The following is a 17,132-nucleotide window of genomic DNA, read 5'->3' on the forward strand; positions in this document are numbered from 1 at the left end:
GCATGACCCTGGAAACCTCTGCACCCATCAGCCGTCCACGCCCCGCGCCGGTCAACCTGCCGGACAGTTCCTGGCGGCAGCAACTGGGCAGTTCGCTGCTCGGGCGTTTCGCGGGCAACGGGAAAACCCTGGCGGATCAGCCGGACGACCCTTCCTCTGAGTTTCACGCCCACGACCGCTGGCCCGTGCTGCGTGCCTTATTGCGCTCACCGGGCGCCGTCGTCGGCATCGGCGTGTTGCTGCTGATCGTGCTCGTGGCGTTGGCGGCGGGGCACCTGTACCCCGGCGACCCGCTGGACATGGCGGGTCAGCCGCTGTTGGCGCCGGGCGAAGACTGGGCATTCCCACTGGGCACCGACGCCCTCGGACGCGATATCGCCGCTGGCCTTGCCCACGGGGCACGGGTCTCACTGTTGGTCGGCATCACGGCGGCGCTGGTCAGCGTGGTGATCGGCACCCTGATCGGCGCGCTGGCCGGGTACTTCGGCGGGCGTATTGACCGTGCCCTGACCTGGCTGATCGAGCTGTTCCAGACCACGCCGTCGTTCCTGCTGGTCGTGGTGGTGGTCTCGATCACCCAATCCACGGTGGGCGTGATCGCCGTGGTGATTGGTCTGACGTCCTGGGACACCGTCGCCCGACTGGTACGTGCGGAATTTCGTGCACTGCTCAACGCCGATTTCGTGCTGGCGGCACGGACCGTGGGCTACAGCACCCGGTGGATCATCTTTCGTGAAGTCCTGCCCAACGCCTTGCCGCCGATCATCATCACGGCGTCGGTGATTGTGGCGTCGGCGATTCTCACTGAGTCGTCGCTGTCGTTCCTCGGCGTCGGTGATCCCAACCTCATCAGCTGGGGCAGCATGATCGGCAGTGGCCGGGACATGCTGCGCAGCGCGCTTTACCTGACCGCGATCCCCGGCGCCGTGCTGGTGGTCACCGTGTTTAGCCTGAATCTGGTGGGTGACGCCCTGATCAGCGCATTGAATCCAAGACTGCGTGGGAGAACGGCATGAACGCTGTAGCCAATATCGACGACTCGGGTCAGCCGTTGCTCAGCGTGAGCGATCTGCGGGTCAATTACGGCGAGTACCAGGCGGTCAAAGGCGTGAGCTTCACGGTGGCGCGGGGCGAAACCCTGGCGCTGGTGGGCGAATCCGGGTGCGGCAAGTCCACCACGGCCATGGCGATCATGCGCCTGCTGGGCGGGCGTGCCGGGATCACCGGCAACGTCGATTTCGACGGCCAGAACCTGTCCACCGTCAGCGACCCGGTGATGCGCAGCCTGCGGGGCAACGACATTTCGATGGTGTTTCAGGACCCCATGACCTCGCTGAACCCGGTGCTGAGCATCGGCGAGCAGATCGGCGAGGTGCTGCGGCGCCATCGTGGCCTGTCGCGCAAGGACGCCCGCGACGAAGCCCTGAAGCTGCTGAAAAAAGTGCGCATCCCCAACGCCGCAGCGCGGCTCGACGATTTTCCGCACAACCTGTCCGGCGGTCAGCGGCAGCGGGTGATGATCGCCATCGCCGTGGCCTGCAACCCGCGTTTGTTGATCGCGGACGAGCCGACCACCGCGCTGGACGTCACGGTGCAGGCGCACATCCTGCAACTGCTCAAGGAGTTGAGCGAGGAATACGCCATGGGCCTGCTGTTGATCACCCACGACCTGGGCGTGGTCGGGCAATGGGCGGACCGGGTGGCGGTGATGTACGACGGACTGATCGTCGAGTCCGGGACCACCGAGGCCATCTTCACCGCGCCGCAACACGCTTACACCAAAGGGCTGCTGGGCGCTTCGCTGCGGCTGGACACGGATGCCCATTACGCCATCGCGTCGTTGCCGGAAATCAACGTGCGCAAGCACAACAGCGGGGTCATCGAGTTCGATTTGCACAGCCATTCCCGCTATTTCACGGCCCGGGATGCCAGCACGGGGGCCTTGGAACAGCCGATCCTTGACGTTCGTCATTTGCGCACCGAGTACAAGACCAGTCAGGGCACGGTCACCGCGGTGGACGACGTGAGCTTCCAGATCCGGCCCGGCGAAACCTTGGGGCTGGTGGGGGAATCCGGCTGTGGGAAGTCCACGTTGAGCAAGACAATTCTCGGGCTGATCAAGGCCCGTTCGGGGGAGATCCTGCTGAACGGGACCGATATCGCCGGTTTTGACGAAAAACAGCTGCGTGGCCATCGCCCGTTCGTGCAAATGGTGTTTCAGGACCCCTATGGCTCGCTGAACCCCAAGCACAGCGTCTATCGCATCCTCGACGGCGTGCTGAAAAACCACGGGGTGAAGAGCGCGCAAAGTCGCAGCCAGCAGATCTTCGAGATCATCCACCGTGTCGGCCTGCCGCAATCGGCGGTGTGGAAATACCCCCATGAATTTTCCGGCGGCCAGCGCCAGCGCATCGGCGTGGCGCGGGCCCTGATCCTGCGGCCGTCGCTGGTGATCCTCGACGAAGCGGTGTCGTCGCTGGACGTCTCGGTGCGGGCGCAGATCCTCAACCTGCTGGCGGACCTGAAGCAGGAATTCGGGCTTTCCTACCTGTTCATTTCCCACGATCTGTCGGTGGTCAAGTACATGGCCGACCGGGTGCTGGTGATGCACGACGGCAAGATCGTCGAAGAGGGCGCCCACGACGGCATCTGGAAAAACGCCCGCCACGATTACACCCGCAAACTCATTGGCTCCGTTCCCGTGCCGCGTTATGCGCTGGCGGACGATGAGTCGGTGCCCTACGCGGATTCGGCCTGGCAGGAACTGCCGGTGGCCATGCTGCTGTCGCGCTTCGCGGTCTAGCGGCGACGTTTCCACACATTTGCTACACACACGATGAAAGACCATTGAGGGAGAAAACATGAGCGCTATCGAATACCGCAATCTGGGTCGCAACGGCATCAAGGTGTCGCCTATCACCCTGGGCACCATGATGTTCGGCGGCCAGACCGACGACAGCGTGGCCAAGCGGATCGTCGACAAGGCCTATGAGCAGGGCATCAACTTCATCGACACGGCCAACGGCTACAACGGCGGCGCATCCGAGGAAGTGGTCGGGCGCCTGATCGCCGACCGTCGCTCGCAGTGGGTGCTGTCGACCAAGTTCGTCAACCCGAACCCCGGCGCCATTGGCCCGAACGACCGTGGCGCGTCCCGTCACAACGTCATTCAGTCGGTGGACGCCAGCCTCAAACGCCTGAACACCGATTACATCGACCTGTTCTACCTGCACCGCGAAGACCACACGACGCCGGTGGAAGAGACCGTTCGCGCGCTGTCCGACCTGATTCGTGCGGGCAAGATTCGTTCTTACGGGCTGTCCAACCACCGGGGCTGGAAACTCGCCGAGTTCAGCCGTGCGGCGGATGTGCTGGGGGTTGAGCGTCCGGCGGCGAGCCAGCCGTTGTACAACCTGGCCAACCGTCAGATTGAAAACGAGCATTTGCCTGCGGCCGAGTATTACGGGGTTGGCGTGGTGTCCTACAGCCCGCTGGCCCGTGGCGTACTGACCGCGAAGTACGATCCGACGCAGCCGCCGTCCGAAGGCACCCGCGCAGGCCGCAACGACAAGCGCCTGCAACAGACCGAATGGCGCCCGGAGTCGCTGAACCTGGCGCAACGGGTCAAGGACCACGCTCAGTCGCGGGGCATCACGCCGGGCCAGTTCGCCTTGGCCTGGGTGCTGAACAACCAGCTCATCACGTCCGCCATCGCGGGTCCGCGCACCGAAGAGCAATGGAATGACTATGTGCCCGCGCTGAACTACGCGTTCACGGCGGAAGACGAAGCGTTCATCGACGACCTGGTCATCACCGGCCATTCCTCGACACCGGGCTATAACGACCCGAGCCACCCGTTTGCGGGGCGTAAGTCGCGGGTTTGATCAGGATGTTGATTCGCTGATTGCTGACTGATCGTTCCCACGCTCCGCGTGGTCACGCGCGCTCGACGCTCTGCGTCCTTTGTTGAGGCTGACGCGGAGCGTCGCGAGGTGCATTCCCACGCGGAGCGTGGGAACGATCACGCCCGCTTTGACCCTACGACTGCGCCGTCAAATCCCACCCACGCCACCGCCTCTGCACCAACAACCCACCCGCCAGCGTCACGGCCACCAGTCCCCAGGCGGCGATGGTGGTGGTCACGCCCCATCGATCCGCGAGAAACCCGCCAATCAGCGTCGCTACGGGCTGCAGGCCGAAGCCGATGATGCTGAACAACCCCATCAGACGCCCGCGCATGGCCGCAGGGGAAAGGATCTGGACCATGCTGGTGCAGGTCACCATGGCCTGCGACGTTGCCAGCCCGAACATGAACAACGCGATCAACTGCAACGCCAGCCATTGACTCAGTGCGCTGACGATCAGCCAGCCGCCCATCCACACCAGCGTGAGCGAAAGCGTCAGCCCCATGCGTTTGATATGGCTGATGACTGGCGACAGAAAGAACGCATACACCAGCGACCCGGACGCCGCCGCTGCCAGCAACAGGCCCGTGCGCCGGGGATCGCCGTGGGCCACGGCGGGCAACAGGGCCAGGGTGCCCAGGCCGAACATCGTCAGCGTCGCGCAGCAGATGTAAAGGTTGCGCAGGGTCAGGGTGTCGCGGATGTGCGCCAGTACCTCGGTCAGCGAAGCGGACACCTGTCCGTGACGCCGCTCCTGATTCACGCCGCGCAACGAGATCAGTGAGAAAATCACCACCCAGTACGACAAACCGTTGGCCCAGAACGCTGCCGACATCCCCACCTGCGCCACCAGATACCCCGCCAGCGTGGGCCCCACCGTCCGGCACCCATTGAGAATCATCGAGTTGATGCTGATCAGCTTGCGGATGTTGTCCATCCCCGCCAAGTCAAACAGAAACGCCTGCTGGGTCGGGAAATACACGGAGTTCACACAGCCCATGAGAAAGGCGAACACATAGATATGCGCCAATTGCACGTGCTCGGCCTGAATCATCGCGGCGATGGCGAACGTCAGCGCGATCTCCAGCAGATGGCAACCGATGAGCAGTTTGCGCCGGTCGTAGCGGTCGGCGAGGCCGCCGGTGAACAGGCTGAACGCCAGAATCGGCACGCTTGAACACAACGCGCTGACGCCAAGGGCAAACGCCTGTCCGCCGGACAACTGATAGACCAACAGCGCCATCGCCGTCTGTTGCAGCCAGATGCCGATCATTGAGACAGACTGGCCCGACAGATAAACCCGTGTATGCGCCGTGCGCAAAGGCGTGAAGTTATTCAACCACAACGAAAGGGCAGACATCGGCGTTATCGATCCGGTCAATAATAAGGAGATGGATTGTTTAATGACTGTTGTTGATTCAACAGTGCTGTTGCTCAGGCAACACTGAACTAACCTGAGCAACTTAAAACGCTCGACAGACTGATGAGTGTGTCAATGACTGTCAATCAATCCCCGGTCATAAACTCAGAACGTAACGGTCTATCTGCTGTTAATTAGTTTGCATTACACTCGCTGCACCTCGCACGAGGCCTCTATAGACAACCGCGTTGTTTCTATTAAATGTCGTGCGACCACGTCCGCCATTGATGAAGTTTCCCGTTGCAGCCGTTGGATTGCGAACAACGCCTGCGAATGCCCAAACCCATTCCGTTAATGGCCGATTTCATGACCGATCTGAACCTGTGGTACACCCGTTGCCCCACCCCGACGCCCCTCGGCCTTGCCGTGAAACTGGGCTATCTGGAATCTGCGCTGGCGCAGCATTCGGTGGGCATCCAGTCGCTGCAAAGCTCGACGGATGAAAAAGTCCGCGCCAGCCATTTCGATCACTCCCAGCCATGGTCCTTCCGCCAGGGCGGCAACATTCCTCCGATTCACGCCCGCGCCAGTGGCCGAGACACCCGGTTGGTCGGCATCACCTGGATCGACGAATTTCAGGCGGTCATCACGCTGCCGTCATCAGGCATCACCGACGCTTCGCAACTGGTGGGCAAACGCCTCGGTCTGCCACGCCAGCCGCCGGGGATCATCGACTTTCAGCGGGCGACTGCGCTCAAGGGCGTGCTCTCGACCCTCGAAGTCGCAGGCATCCCGCGCAAGGACGTGCATTTTGTCGACGTCGTGACGCAGACCCCGCAATTCGGCCAGGCCACCGTGGGCTATCCGCCCGAGCTGAAACGCCGCCTGCCGTACGCGGCGGAATTCACGCAACTGATCAAAGGCACCATCGACGCGTTTTTCATCAAAGGCGCGGAAGGCCTGAGCGTGGCCCATCAGTTCGGCGCAGTGATCCTCAGTGAAACCGGCAGCCACAACGATGCGGCGATTCGCATCAACAACGGCACGCCACGGCTGTTGACGGTGGACGGAACCCTCGCTCAAGAGCGGCCCGATCTGGTTCAGGCCTTGCTGGAGTCCGTGCGGCGTGCGGGTGAATGGGCAGCGCAGAACCCCGATTTGACCCAGCGCTTCGTGGCCCAGGAAATCGGCGTGTCCGAGGAAGCGGTTCAAGGGGCCTTCGGCCCGGACCTGCACCTTAAATTCACCACCCACCTCGCCCCGGCGGGTGTGGAAGCGATTCAGTCGTTCAAGCATTTCCTCTTGCGCGAAGGCTTCATCGAACAGGACTTCTCGGTTGAGGACTGGCTGCATGTCTGAGTCGCCCTCAGTCTGGGACGTCATCGTGTTGGGTGGTGGGGCAGCCGGTCTGGTCGCGGCGTTTCATGCGCGTCAGACCGGCGCCTCGGTGCTGGTGGTGAACAAGGGGCTGGTCGGGCGTAGCGGCGCGACGATCACCTCGGGCGGCGGCGTGTCCATTGCGGGGGAAAGCCTGCGCGCCCTGGGCCTCGACGCTGATGCCAGCGACACCGAAGAGCGCTTTCTGCACGACACCATCACGGCGGGGTCCTGGCTCAACGACCAGCAGTTGGTTGAAAGTATGGTGACTGGCGTGGGCGAAGAGGTCGGTCGGCTGGTGGAGTGGGGCATTAAATTCACCATCAACCGGCGTGCGCCGGGTCACAGCAGCGGTCGGGGCATTCACATCAGTGGCGTGGACATGCAGCGCGCGTTGACGCGGATTGCGGTGCAGGCGGGGGTGAGTTTTCGCGAGGACTTTCAATCGACGCAACTGCTGCAACGTCAGGGCGAGGTGGTCGGCGTGCTGGGCCTGGATCGTCGCACCGGTTCGGTGGACAGCATTTCCGGCCACGCCACGGTGATCGCCACAGGTGGCGCCACCTCGAACTGGAGCTTGCGCACCGCACCGGAAGAGCTGTCTGGGGAGGGACAGCGCATGGCGGTGGAAGCGGGCGCGACCCTGATCGACATGGAAATGACCCAGTTCTTGCCCTGCTGCCTGGCCGCCCCGGCAATCTGGCGCGGTTTGCAGTTTCCATGGATTCTTGGCCCGCAAAGCGGCGTCCACGCCTGGTTGATGAACCGCTTCGGCGAACGCTTCATGGCCCGGTGGGACCCGGCCCGGATGGAGCTGGCGACCCGCGACATGGTGTCGGCCGCCTGCGCCACGGAAGTCTACGAAGGGCGCGGCAGTCCCAACGGTGGCGTGTACTTGTCATGGAAACACCTGCCCAACGACATCATCGACAACTTCCCGTTGAACTCCCGCAACATCAGCGCCGATTGGCAGTGGGAAGGCTTCGACATGACGCCGTTGGTGGCGCGGATCAAGCAGGGCTACGCGATCGAAGTCGCCCCCGCCGCGCACTTTTCCCTCGGCGGCGTGCGCGTCGACAGAGGCGCCAGCACTGGCGTGCCGGGGCTGTTCGCCTGCGGTGAAGCCACCGGCGCGATGCACGGCGCCAATCGCCTGTCTGGCAACGCGGGCGCGCACGTGTTGGTGCAGGGCAGGGTGGCCGGGGTCGCGGCGGCCCGTGATGCACGGGATCGCCGTGCCCGTGACCGCCACGCCGACAACGTCGGCAGCGCTTACGCAATCACCATCGCGCCGTTCGAGCGGGAAAGCGGTGTCACGCCGTTCGAACTCAAGGAACAACTGTCGCAGCTGGCCGAAACGGCGCTCGGGCCGGTGCGCACTGCCGAGTCGATCGTCAAGGCCCAGGCCACGTTGGCAGACCTGAAGGACAACGCCCTGCCGCAGTTGGCCTGCCGCACCCGGGATTCGATGTGGAACCGCGACTGGAGCGACGCGCTGGAATGTCAGGCGGCGTTTTCAGTGCTGGACGCCGCGTTGCTCGGTGCCGCCGGACGTACCCATTCCATCGGCGCACACCAGCGTCACGACCACAAAGGCGCTTACGCCGGGCCGCTGAGCCACTCGCTCATCCGTTACGACGGTCAGGCACTGGTGCGTGACACCACCCCCGTGGCCTTTCCGTTTTTAGCGCGGCCATGAACCTTTTCGTTATCGGGAGCCTTGCATGCTGATGCACCTGACGCTGTTTCGTGACGGCGAGCTTCGTCAGCTGGACATTCAACTGCCGCCACCTGCCGGTCTGGGGTTGGGCATTGATCGCTGGGAAGGCGCGTCGGTCAGCACTGCGCTGCAATACGCCCAGCGTGTGTTCGAACCCAACCTTGGTTATTCGCTGTCCTGCCGTCGCGGGCTGTGCAAGCTCTGCGCGATGCGCATCGACGGCGAGGTCAAGCTGGCGTGCACCGTGCCGTTGCACGACGGGATTCGCATCGAACCGGCCAAGCCGACACTGGCGCTGCACGACACCGTGGTCGAGCTGAGTCTGGTGCGGGAGAAGCCCCAGCGGATCAAGGCGGTGCAAGTGACCGCCGACGTCATGCCATGAATCGAAAGACCTCAACAACCACCTGACTGCCTGTCGGGATTGCACCAATCCAACGCCAAGCCAACCCGTTCAGGAGTCTGATCATGTCCGAAGCACTGCTAAAAGAACCGCAAGCCGTCGAGAGCGCCGCACCGACCACGATCTGGTACACCCGCTGCCCGGTGCCCACCACGTCTGGTATCGCCCAGCACAAACACTGGCTGCAACACGAATTCGCCCGTCACGGCATCACCCTGGATTCGATCCGCGCGTCGCAGGACCGCGCCGTGCGTGAATCGCACTTCCGCCACAGCCTGGCCGGCAGCTTCCGTGAAGGCGGCAACGTGCCGCCGATCTGGGCCAAGGCACAAGGACAGGACACCGTGGTGGTGGGCATCACGTGGGTCGATGAAGAACAGCTGGTGTTCGTGCGCGGCGACAGCGACATCAAGACCGTCGCCGACCTGCGTGGCCGTAAACTCGGCGTGGTGCGCAAGGCCGCCAGCGACCTGGTGGACGTGGGGCGGGCGGAGGGATTACGCGGGCTGTTGACCGCCTTGCAACTGGGCGGCGTGCCACGGGACAGCGTGGAGATCGTTGACATCGCGACACCGGAATGGGACCTCAAGGAAGTCTCGAAAACCCGCGAAGACCATCATGCGATTCCGACACTGGCGTTGCTCAACGGCACCGTGGACGCGATCTTCATCAAGGGCGCGGGCAGTGCCCGTGCGCTGGCTCAGGGGCTGCGGCCGATCCTCAACATCAACGAACAGGAAGACCCGTTGCTGCGGCTGAGCGCCGGTTCGCCGCGTCCCATCACCGTGGATCGCCAGACGCTTCAAGATTCGCCCGAGATCGTCACCCGTTACCTCGCCGTGCTGTTGAAGACCTACGAATGGGCCAAGGACCATCCGCAGGAAGTGGTGGACACCATTGCCGCCGAAACCGCGACCGATGCCGAGAGCGTGCGCTACGCGTTCGGCCCTGAGCTGCACCTGTCGTTCGAACCGAAACTGTCTGAGGTCTACATCGAAGGGCTGCGTCGGCAGAAGGATTTCCTGCTGGCCGAAGGTTTCATCGACAAGGACTTCGACTTCGAGCGCTGGATCGACCCCGCGCCGCTGGAAAAGGCCTGGGCATTGAAGGATGAGATTGTGTTGGGCTAACCCCAATTGACAGCGCTGCCATAGGCGGCGCCTGCACTTCTTTTCGCGAATAAATTCGCTCCCACAGGGAGTCGGCGGCGTTGCCAAATGCTGAGTCCGACGCGGTTTTTCTGTAGGAGCGAATTCATTCGCGAAGGGGCCGGTACATCCAACGCATACCTGCCAGCTTGTACCCCCGTCTCGCGAGTAAATTCGCTCCCACAGGGAGTCGGCGGCGTTGCCAAATACTGAGTCCGACACGGTTTTTCTGTAGGAGCGAATTCATTCGTGAAGGGGCCGGTACATCCAGCGAATCAGTGTCGGCTGTACACCCGTCTCGCGAATAGATTCGCTCCTACAGGGAGTCGGCGGCGTTGCCAAATACTGAGTCCGACGCGGTTCCAATTGTGGGAGCGAATTCATTCGCGAAGGGGCCGGTACATCCAACGCATACCTGCCAGCTTGTACCCCCGTCTCGCGAATAAATTCGCTCCTACAGGTAATCAGCGGCGCTGCCAAATGCTCAGCCAGATCACCGCCGATCATGCTGCTTGCGATACGCCCCCGGCTGCACACCCTCGGCCTTGGTAAACGCGCGGGTGAAGGCGGACACCGATTGGTAACCCACGGCGCTGGCGACGTGTTCGACGGTCTGATTGGCTTTGAGCAAGTGCGCGGCGTGGCGCATGCGCAGGGCGAGCAGGACGTTGCCTGGCGATTGCCCGGCGATTTCGTTGAAGCGTTTGAAGAAGGCCGACCGCGACAAGCCGGTGCACGCGGCCATGGTCTCCAGCGTCCAGGCGTGCTCGGGGCGTTCGATCATCTGTTGCAGCAGCGCCGCGAACAACGGCTGGCGGGCGAGGGCCACCAGCCCGCCCAGCGCCGGATTGCCGCCCACGTGTTGGCGCAGCACGTACAAAAACAGCAAATGGCTCAACCGCTCCAGGAGCGTCGATGAAGGGCCCGATGCGCGTTGACACTCCTGCAGGATCAACTCGAACACACTGCGCGCCGCCGTAGACGACGGGTCACCCGCTCGGAGAATGATGAAATCGGGCAACGCTTCCACGATCAGCGACGACAAACCGGCGTGAAAATGAAAGAAGCCGCACACCAGCCCTACGCCATCGGCAGCGGCACCGTCCAGGGCGAGCATTTCCATGCGCGGTTGACCCTGGGCGGCCTGAGCGTCGGCCTCATTCGACAGCCGATACGGCAAATCCCGCAGCAGAAACACCGCATCCCCCGTATCCAGGTGCTGAGGCTGATCATGGCCCTCGACGTGCAGCCAGCATTGCCCCTGCACCAACACATGAAAGCTCGACCGCGCCAGCCCTTGAGTGCTGGCGTGCCAGCCGCCGCAATAGCGGCCCACGTGGAAAATGCTGGCGTCCAGCTCAAGACTCTCTAATAACCAATCGATTAGCGGGGTGGCGAAATTCATCTAATGGAAACACTCAGGAGCAAGTAATCGCTACTTTAGAATATGGAGTGAAATTTTTATAACCAACACACTGGTCGGACCCTCTACCACAGGAGTCCAACATGTCCCGCGTCACCGTGCAAACCCTGCAAAGCGCGCCTGAAGCCGCCAAACCCTTTCTGGAAAACGCGCTCAAGGCCAACGGATATCTGCCCAATCTGCTCGGCGTGCTGGCCAATGCACCGGCCGCGCTCGAAACCTACCTGACCGTCTCGGCAATCAATGGCAAGGCTGAGCTAAGTCTGGCCGAAAGGGAAGTGGTGCAACTGATCGCAGCGACCCGTCATGGCTGCTCGTTCTGCGTCGCGGGCCACACCGCCGTGGGGTTGAACAAGGCACGTCTGGCCCCGGAGGTCGTCGAGGCTCTGCGCACAGGTTCCGCCCTGCCCGAGGCGAAGCTCGAAACACTGGCCGCTTTCGCCCGTGAAGTGATTGCCACCCGTGGCAACGTGTCCGACACCACTTATGCCGCGTTCAAAGGGGCAGGTTACAGCGAAGGCAATGCACTGGAAGTGATCCTCGGCGTCAGCCTGGCGACCCTGTGCAACTTCGCCAACGTGTTCGCCCAGACCGAGCTCAACCCGGAACTTGAGAAATACCAATGGCAACGTCCCGCGCAGTGAGTGCGGGCGTCGATGCATGAATGAAAGACAGATAAGGAGAGCTCTCATGGTGGATTCGGTACTTGGCCACTGGCTGGATGCGCACGCCCAGGCACTGGATCTCGGCCAGTGCGATCCGGAGTCCGTGCTGCCGCAACTGGCCGACGCCGGGGTGATGCGGGTCGGCATTGGCCGGAAAGACGGCGGTTCAGGCGGCACGCTGGCCGACGCGGTGGAGACCGTGGCGGCCATCGCGACCCATTCGGTGACGGCGGCGTTCGTGTTTTGGGGGCAACGGGCGTTCATCGAATACCTGCTGCACAGCCCCAATGCGCGATTGAGGGAAACCCTGCTGCCCGCGCTGCTCGACGGTTCGCTGGCGGGGGCCACAGGGCTCTCCAACGCAATGAAGTTTTTATCCGGCATCGAAACCCTGCAAGTACGCGGCACTGAAAACCCAGACGGCTGGTCACTGGAAGGCCGCCTGCACTGGGTGACCAACCTGCGCAAACAGAGTTTCGTGGTCGCGGCGGCCATTGAGGGCGAGGCGGGGAAAAAGCCCTTCGTCATGGCCATCCCTTCGACCGCGAGCGGCCTGCGTCGGTCAGAAGACTTGCAGCTCATGGGCTTGCAGTCGAGCAACACGGCAGCGCTGGAGTTCAGTGACATCGAACTGTCCCGCGACTGGCTGTTGCACCCCGATGCGAAGCAGTTTCTGCCAGCGGTGCGCCCCGGCTTTCTCGGCCTGCAATGCGGCTTGTCGATTGGCCTAGCACGGCGTTCACTGGACGAAGTCAAACGTCACCTCGACGGCACGCGTTCTGTGCTGAGCGCCGAACATCATGAACAGGTCGAGCGTCTGGAGTCCGTGATCAGCGGACTCAAGGCCGGGTTGCTCGATGGCCGTTTTCTGACCCAGGCCGCCGCGCTGTTCCGCTTGCGCATCGCCTTGGCGCAGTCCGTCGCAAGCGCCGTGCAACTGGAGCTGCAAGCCAGTGGCGGCAAGGCGTTTCTCGATGAGCACGGCAGCGCGTTTGCCCGACGCTGGCGCGAGTCGGCGTTCATCCCCATCGTCACGCCGAGCCTGGTGCAACTTCAAGGCGAGTTGCAGCGTCAGGCCCGAGAGTCGGCGGCATGAACGGGTCCGCGAATCCCGTGTTGAGCGCCCGGGGCATCAGCCTGGGGTACGCCCGCGAGCAAGGCTGGCAGCACGTGTTGGCGCAGTTCGACCTGGAAGCGCGCGCCGGGGATGTGGTCTCGATTCTCGGTCCCAGCGGCGTCGGCAAGTCGAGCCTTTTGCGCGTATTGGCGGGCCTGCAAACTGCGCACACCGGTGACGTCCACGTGGCGGGTGAGCCGCTGACCGGGCCGCATCCTCGGGTAGCCGTGGCGTTTCAGGACCCGAGCCTGTTGCCATGGCTGACCCTGGAAAAGAACGTGGCCTTCGGGCTGGATTTCGCCAGCCAGCCGTCCTTGAGCGCGGCTGAACGGCAAAACCGAGTCGATCAGGCCATCGCGGAAGTCGGCCTGAGCCATGCGCGCGGCTATCACCCGGCGCAGTTGTCGGGCGGCATGGCGCAGCGTACGGCGCTGGCCCGTTGTCTGGCGCGTCAGCCGCTGGTGTTGCTGCTGGACGAACCCTTCGGGGCGCTGGACGAGGTGACCCGCGCCGACATGCAACAGCTGCTGCTGGACGTGACGGCGCGGCATGACACCGCCGCGATCCTGATCACCCACGACATCGACGAAGCCTTGCTGCTCTCCAACCGCATCCTGCTACTGGGCGACACCCCGGCGCGGACGGTGGGCGAGTGGCACATCGATCTGCCACGGCCTCGGGCCGAGCTGGTCGAGGAAATGGGCGCGTTGCGTGTCGACATTCTGAAAACCCTTCGGCGGGCGAGCCGCAACCCACACCCTCGAACTGAATCGCTCGAACCGCCGGAGATTGGCCATGTGCCTGGACGACTTCACTCACACCCGTCGTGATTTTTTGAAACTGAGCGCGATGCTCACCGCCGCAGGCGCGATGCCGCTGCTCAACAGCCTGCAAGCCCGGGCCGCCGCCGAACCGGATGCCCCGGTGCGCATCGGCTACTTGCCGATCACTGACGCCACGCCGTTGCTGGTGGCCCATAACAATGGCCTGTTCGAAGCCGAAGGCATTCAGGCCGAGCGTCCGGTGCTGTTGCGCAGTTGGGCGCAGGTCATCGAGGCGTTCATTTCAGGGCAGGTCAACGTGATTCACCTGCTGTCGCCGATGACCGTCTGGGCGCGCTACGGCAGCAAGGTCCCGGCCAAGGTCGTGGCGTGGAACCACGTTGGCGGCTCGGGTTTGACCGTCGGCCCGGACATTACCGACGTCAAGCAATTGGGCGGGCAGTCCATCGCCATTCCCTTCTGGTATTCGGTGCACAACGTCGTGGTGCAACAGCTGCTGCGCGACAACGGCCTGACCCCGGTGAGCAAACCGGCCAGCACACAACTCGCGGCCAACGAGGTGAACCTGGTGGTGCTGCCGCCGTCGGACATGCCGCCCGCGCTCGCCAGCAAGCGTATTGCCGGTTACATCGTCGCCGAGCCGTTCAATGCATTGGCCGAAGATCTGAAAGTCGGTCGCGTGCAGCGCTTCACCGGCGACGTCTGGCGCAACCATGCGTGCTGCGTGGTGTTCATGCACGAGCACGATTTGAACAACCGGCCGGAGTGGTCGCAGAAGGTGGTCAACGCCATCGTCAAGGCGCAGGTCTGGACCCGTGACAACCGCGCCGAAGCCGCGAAGCTGCTGTCCAAGGACGGCGCCAACCGTTACACGCCTCACGCCCAGACCGTGCTGGATCGGGTGTTGTCGCCGGCCGCGAGTGAGCGGCAGGGCTACCTCGCCAGCGGCGCCATTCAGCACGCGCAATGGGACGAGCACCGCATCGATTTCCAGCCTTACCCGTTCCCGAGCTACACCGAGGAGCTGGTGCGCCGCTTGAAAGACACGCTGATCGAAGGTGACAAGGGTTTCCTCGCCAGCCTCGATCCGAGAACCGTCGCCGGGGATCTGGTCGATGACCGCTTCGTGCGCAACAGCATTGCGGCAGTGGGCGGGTTGAAAACCTTCGGCCTCGCCGAGAGCTTTCAACGGAACGAGGAGTACAGCGCTTGACGCCACGCAAGCACTCGTCGCTCGGGCCTTGGCTGCTGGGTATCGGCGGGCTGCTGTGCCTGCTGATCGTCTGGTGGCTGGGCATTCACCTGCTCGGCGATCCGAAGGGGCTGTCGGCCCGGTTTTCCCCGCAGGCAACCCTCGCCAGTCTCTGGACGCTGTTGGGCAGTGCCGAGTTGTACGGCCACGTGTGGGTGAGCCTGAAACGCATTCTGGTGGGGTTGCTGTTGGCCTTGCTGATCGGCGTGCCGCTGGGCCTGTTGATCGGCAGCTCGCGGAATCTGGAGGCGGCGACCACCCCGGCGTTTCAGTTCCTGCGCATGATCTCGCCGCTGTCGTGGATGCCCGTGGTGGTGATGCTGATGGGCGTGGGCGACCAGCCGATCTACTTTCTGCTGACCTTCGCGGCGGTGTGGCCGATCCTGTTGAACACCGTGGCGGGGGTGAAACAGCTCGACCCGCGCTGGCTGCAATTGAGCCGCAGCTTGAGCGCCAGTCGCTGGGAAACACTGACCAAGGTCATCGTGCCCGGCGTGCTGGGGCATGTGTTGACCGGTGTGCGGTTGTCGATCGGCATCCTCTGGATCGTATTGGTGCCGTGCGAAATGCTCGGCGTCAGCGCGGGCCTGGGCTACTTCATCCTCGACACCCGCGACCGCCTGGCGTACTCGGAATTGATGGCCATGGTGCTGCTGATCGGGGTGCTGGGCTTCATGCTCGACGCCTTGGCCCGTGGGCTGCATCGGCGGTGGGTGCATTGAGGTCACAGGCTCGCTCCCACAGGGGGCTGTGTCGCCACGAGTCTCGGGGTCTGGCTCCGGCGCAACGGTGGGAGCGAATTTATTCGCGAAAGCGGCGGTACAGCCCGTACATCTCTATCGCCTGGCCCATCTTTCGCGAATGAATTCGCTCCCACAGGGGGCTGTGTCGCCACGAGTCTCGGGGTCTGGCTCCGGCGCAACGGTGGGAGCGAATTCATTCGCGAAGGCGGCGGCACAGCCCGTACATCTCTATCGCCTGGCCCATCTTTCGCGAATGAATTCGCTCCCACAGAAGTCCAGTGTCGCCTCCGAATTTCAGGGCTGATCCGAATCAAACTGGGGGATCAATTTCACAAACGCCACCGCCGGCAAGCCGGACTGCTACAGGGTGTGCGATTCACTCCTCAAAAAACACCAACGCCCGCAATTCGATACTGCGGCGCGGCGGTGCGTTGGGTGGGGTGGTGGGGTCGTCGAAGGCGGTGTGGGCGCCGGCCCGGGCGCTGAGGTCGGTTCTGGAATCGTAGATCTTTAACAGCAACGCTTCCTCCGGGCGCAGTTGCGGGTAGTAATACCAGCGGTGGTTTGGATTGGCCCGGATGGAAAACGTCTCGCCCACCTTGTCGCGGTACACCAGATCGCTGGGGATGAAGTCCTCGGCGTCCATCGTGCTGGCGTCGCACAAGGCCAGCGGAGTGGTGAAGATAGGCCCGCCGATCGGGCGCCACAGGTTGATGATCGCGAAGCGTTTTCGCAGGCGCTGTTCGGCTTCGTCGGCGGGCAGATGATCACGCACGCGGCGGATGGCCGAGCGCTCGGTCTGGTCGTTGTGCACGTAGCGCACCGGTTCGCGCAGGCCCGCCGCTTCACGACCTGGCTGATCGACGCGGATCGTGTGGTCGAAAATCAGCGTTTTGACCGCACCGGTCTGTGCCCGCAACAGCTCATCCGCTTCGGCGTAATACTGCTGCACGACCTGCGCCTCGTCTTCCAGGTCCGCCACGGCACTGGCCTGTTCGACCCGCTGAAACCCTTGGGCGTCCAGCAAAGGCGCGGTCTTGAGCAAACGCGCGTTGTGAATATCCACGCGCGTCGGTTGCAGGGTGCCGGTGCGTTGCGGCTGGCCATCGGGCTGCGGCCAGGTGTAATTGACTGGCCGCACGCCGTCGTCCAGCAGGTAATTGAGTTCGCCGACGACAGACGCCGGGCCGAGGTTTGGCTGATGAATGCCCATGTGAACGTTCCTCCAGTGGAGACG

General features: G+C 63.3%; 15 protein-coding genes. 12 read left to right on the plus strand and 3 right to left on the minus strand.

What is annotated here, in order from left to right; translation table 11 throughout:
• Positions 1–2: 2 nt before the first annotated feature.
• From ACWKWE_RS03270 to ACWKWE_RS03280, 3 genes are read left to right on the plus strand one after another with little or no spacing between them, the layout of a single operon-like run.
• Complete coding sequence (locus tag ACWKWE_RS03270) at positions 3–1,016, plus strand: ABC transporter permease (protein WP_483849608.1); 1,014 nt, start codon at positions 3–5, stop codon at positions 1,014–1,016.
• Entirely contained in the window at positions 1,013–2,803 is a 1,791-nt protein-coding gene (locus ACWKWE_RS03275) for an ABC transporter ATP-binding protein (protein ID WP_483849609.1), read from the plus strand. The genes ACWKWE_RS03270 and ACWKWE_RS03275 overlap by 4 nt, the downstream gene beginning before the upstream one ends.
• Positions 2,804–2,861: 58 nt before the next feature.
• Entirely contained in the window at positions 2,862–3,884 is a 1,023-nt protein-coding gene (locus ACWKWE_RS03280) for an aldo/keto reductase (RefSeq protein WP_483849610.1), read from the plus strand.
• A 154-nt stretch (positions 3,885–4,038) separates the two neighbouring features.
• Here ACWKWE_RS03280 and ACWKWE_RS03285 read toward each other — a convergent pair whose 3' ends face one another.
• Positions 4,039–5,265 (minus strand): MFS transporter, encoded by a 1,227-nt coding sequence (locus ACWKWE_RS03285; protein WP_483849611.1) that lies wholly within the window; start codon positions 5,263–5,265, stop codon positions 4,039–4,041.
• 366 nt (positions 5,266–5,631) lie between these two features.
• Here ACWKWE_RS03285 and ACWKWE_RS03290 point away from each other — a divergent pair, with 366 nt between their 5' ends.
• The 4 genes from ACWKWE_RS03290 (at position 5,632) to ACWKWE_RS03305 (ending at position 9,895) form a co-directional block, all read left to right on the plus strand.
• Entirely contained in the window at positions 5,632–6,624 is a 993-nt protein-coding gene (locus ACWKWE_RS03290) for an ABC transporter substrate-binding protein (RefSeq protein ID WP_483849612.1), read from the plus strand.
• On the plus strand, positions 6,617–8,341 hold the full coding sequence (locus tag ACWKWE_RS03295; RefSeq protein ID WP_483849613.1) for an FAD-dependent oxidoreductase: 1,725 nt from the start codon (positions 6,617–6,619) through the stop codon (positions 8,339–8,341). Before ACWKWE_RS03290 ends, ACWKWE_RS03295 begins: the two co-directional genes overlap by 8 nt.
• Positions 8,342–8,366: 25 nt before the next feature.
• A complete protein-coding gene (locus ACWKWE_RS03300) occupies positions 8,367–8,747 on the plus strand; it encodes a 2Fe-2S iron-sulfur cluster-binding protein (RefSeq protein WP_483849614.1) in 381 nt (126 codons plus the stop codon).
• Between the two features lie 83 nt (positions 8,748–8,830).
• Entirely contained in the window at positions 8,831–9,895 is a 1,065-nt protein-coding gene (locus tag ACWKWE_RS03305; protein ID WP_166594397.1) for an ABC transporter substrate-binding protein, read from the plus strand.
• 511 nt (positions 9,896–10,406) lie between these two features.
• Here the strand turns inward: ACWKWE_RS03305 and ACWKWE_RS03310 are convergent.
• Positions 10,407–11,318, minus strand: a complete 912-nt coding sequence (locus ACWKWE_RS03310) for an AraC family transcriptional regulator (RefSeq protein WP_166594398.1) — start codon at positions 11,316–11,318, stop codon at positions 10,407–10,409.
• Positions 11,319–11,419: 101 nt separating this feature from the next.
• Here ACWKWE_RS03310 and ACWKWE_RS03315 point away from each other — a divergent pair, with 101 nt between their 5' ends.
• Genes ACWKWE_RS03315 through ACWKWE_RS03335 form a run of 5 tightly spaced genes read left to right on the plus strand, consistent with a single transcriptional unit; the run spans position 11,420 to position 15,874 of the window.
• Positions 11,420–11,980 (plus strand): carboxymuconolactone decarboxylase family protein, encoded by a 561-nt coding sequence (locus ACWKWE_RS03315; protein WP_166594399.1) that lies wholly within the window; start codon positions 11,420–11,422, stop codon positions 11,978–11,980.
• Between the two features lie 46 nt (positions 11,981–12,026).
• Entirely contained in the window at positions 12,027–13,097 is a 1,071-nt protein-coding gene (locus tag ACWKWE_RS03320; RefSeq protein ID WP_483849615.1) for an acyl-CoA dehydrogenase family protein, read from the plus strand.
• Positions 13,094–13,948 (plus strand): ABC transporter ATP-binding protein, encoded by an 855-nt coding sequence (locus ACWKWE_RS03325; RefSeq protein ID WP_483849616.1) that lies wholly within the window; start codon positions 13,094–13,096, stop codon positions 13,946–13,948. The genes ACWKWE_RS03320 and ACWKWE_RS03325 overlap by 4 nt, the downstream gene beginning before the upstream one ends.
• Positions 13,914–15,113, plus strand: a complete 1,200-nt coding sequence (locus tag ACWKWE_RS03330; RefSeq protein WP_483849617.1) for an ABC transporter substrate-binding protein — start codon at positions 13,914–13,916, stop codon at positions 15,111–15,113. Before ACWKWE_RS03325 ends, ACWKWE_RS03330 begins: the two co-directional genes overlap by 35 nt.
• Before the next feature lie 32 nt (positions 15,114–15,145).
• Positions 15,146–15,874 (plus strand): ABC transporter permease, encoded by a 729-nt coding sequence (locus ACWKWE_RS03335; RefSeq protein WP_483849974.1) that lies wholly within the window; start codon positions 15,146–15,148, stop codon positions 15,872–15,874.
• Positions 15,875–16,271: 397 nt separating this feature from the next.
• Here ACWKWE_RS03335 and ACWKWE_RS03340 read toward each other — a convergent pair whose 3' ends face one another.
• Positions 16,272–17,108, minus strand: coding sequence for a CmcJ/NvfI family oxidoreductase (locus ACWKWE_RS03340; protein ID WP_483849618.1), 837 nt, complete (start codon positions 17,106–17,108; stop codon positions 16,272–16,274).
• Between the last annotated feature and the right edge of the window lie 24 nt (positions 17,109–17,132).

Source organism: Pseudomonas salicis, from assembly GCF_057128705.1.

Excerpts from the sequence above, each read along its gene's own strand:
- ACWKWE_RS03340 (WP_483849618.1), bottom strand. The coding sequence starts at position 17,108 with ATGGGCATTCATCAGCCAAACCTCGGCCCGGCGTCTGTCGTCGGCGAA.
- ACWKWE_RS03290 (WP_483849612.1), top strand. The coding sequence starts at position 5,632 with ATGACCGATCTGAACCTGTGGTACACCCGTTGCCCCACCCCGACGCCC.
- ACWKWE_RS03310 (WP_166594398.1), bottom strand. The coding sequence starts at position 11,318 with ATGAATTTCGCCACCCCGCTAATCGATTGGTTATTAGAGAGTCTTGAG.
- ACWKWE_RS03270 (WP_483849608.1), top strand. The coding sequence starts at position 3 with ATGACCCTGGAAACCTCTGCACCCATCAGCCGTCCACGCCCCGCGCCG.
- ACWKWE_RS03305 (WP_166594397.1), top strand. The coding sequence starts at position 8,831 with ATGTCCGAAGCACTGCTAAAAGAACCGCAAGCCGTCGAGAGCGCCGCA.
- ACWKWE_RS03320 (WP_483849615.1), top strand. The coding sequence starts at position 12,027 with ATGGTGGATTCGGTACTTGGCCACTGGCTGGATGCGCACGCCCAGGCA.
- ACWKWE_RS03275 (WP_483849609.1), top strand. The coding sequence starts at position 1,013 with ATGAACGCTGTAGCCAATATCGACGACTCGGGTCAGCCGTTGCTCAGC.
- ACWKWE_RS03295 (WP_483849613.1), top strand. The coding sequence starts at position 6,617 with ATGTCTGAGTCGCCCTCAGTCTGGGACGTCATCGTGTTGGGTGGTGGG.
- ACWKWE_RS03285 (WP_483849611.1), bottom strand. The coding sequence starts at position 5,265 with ATGTCTGCCCTTTCGTTGTGGTTGAATAACTTCACGCCTTTGCGCACG.
- ACWKWE_RS03300 (WP_483849614.1), top strand. The coding sequence starts at position 8,367 with ATGCTGATGCACCTGACGCTGTTTCGTGACGGCGAGCTTCGTCAGCTG.
- ACWKWE_RS03315 (WP_166594399.1), top strand. The coding sequence starts at position 11,420 with ATGTCCCGCGTCACCGTGCAAACCCTGCAAAGCGCGCCTGAAGCCGCC.
- ACWKWE_RS03330 (WP_483849617.1), top strand. The coding sequence starts at position 13,914 with ATGTGCCTGGACGACTTCACTCACACCCGTCGTGATTTTTTGAAACTG.
- ACWKWE_RS03280 (WP_483849610.1), top strand. The coding sequence starts at position 2,862 with ATGAGCGCTATCGAATACCGCAATCTGGGTCGCAACGGCATCAAGGTG.
- ACWKWE_RS03325 (WP_483849616.1), top strand. The coding sequence starts at position 13,094 with ATGAACGGGTCCGCGAATCCCGTGTTGAGCGCCCGGGGCATCAGCCTG.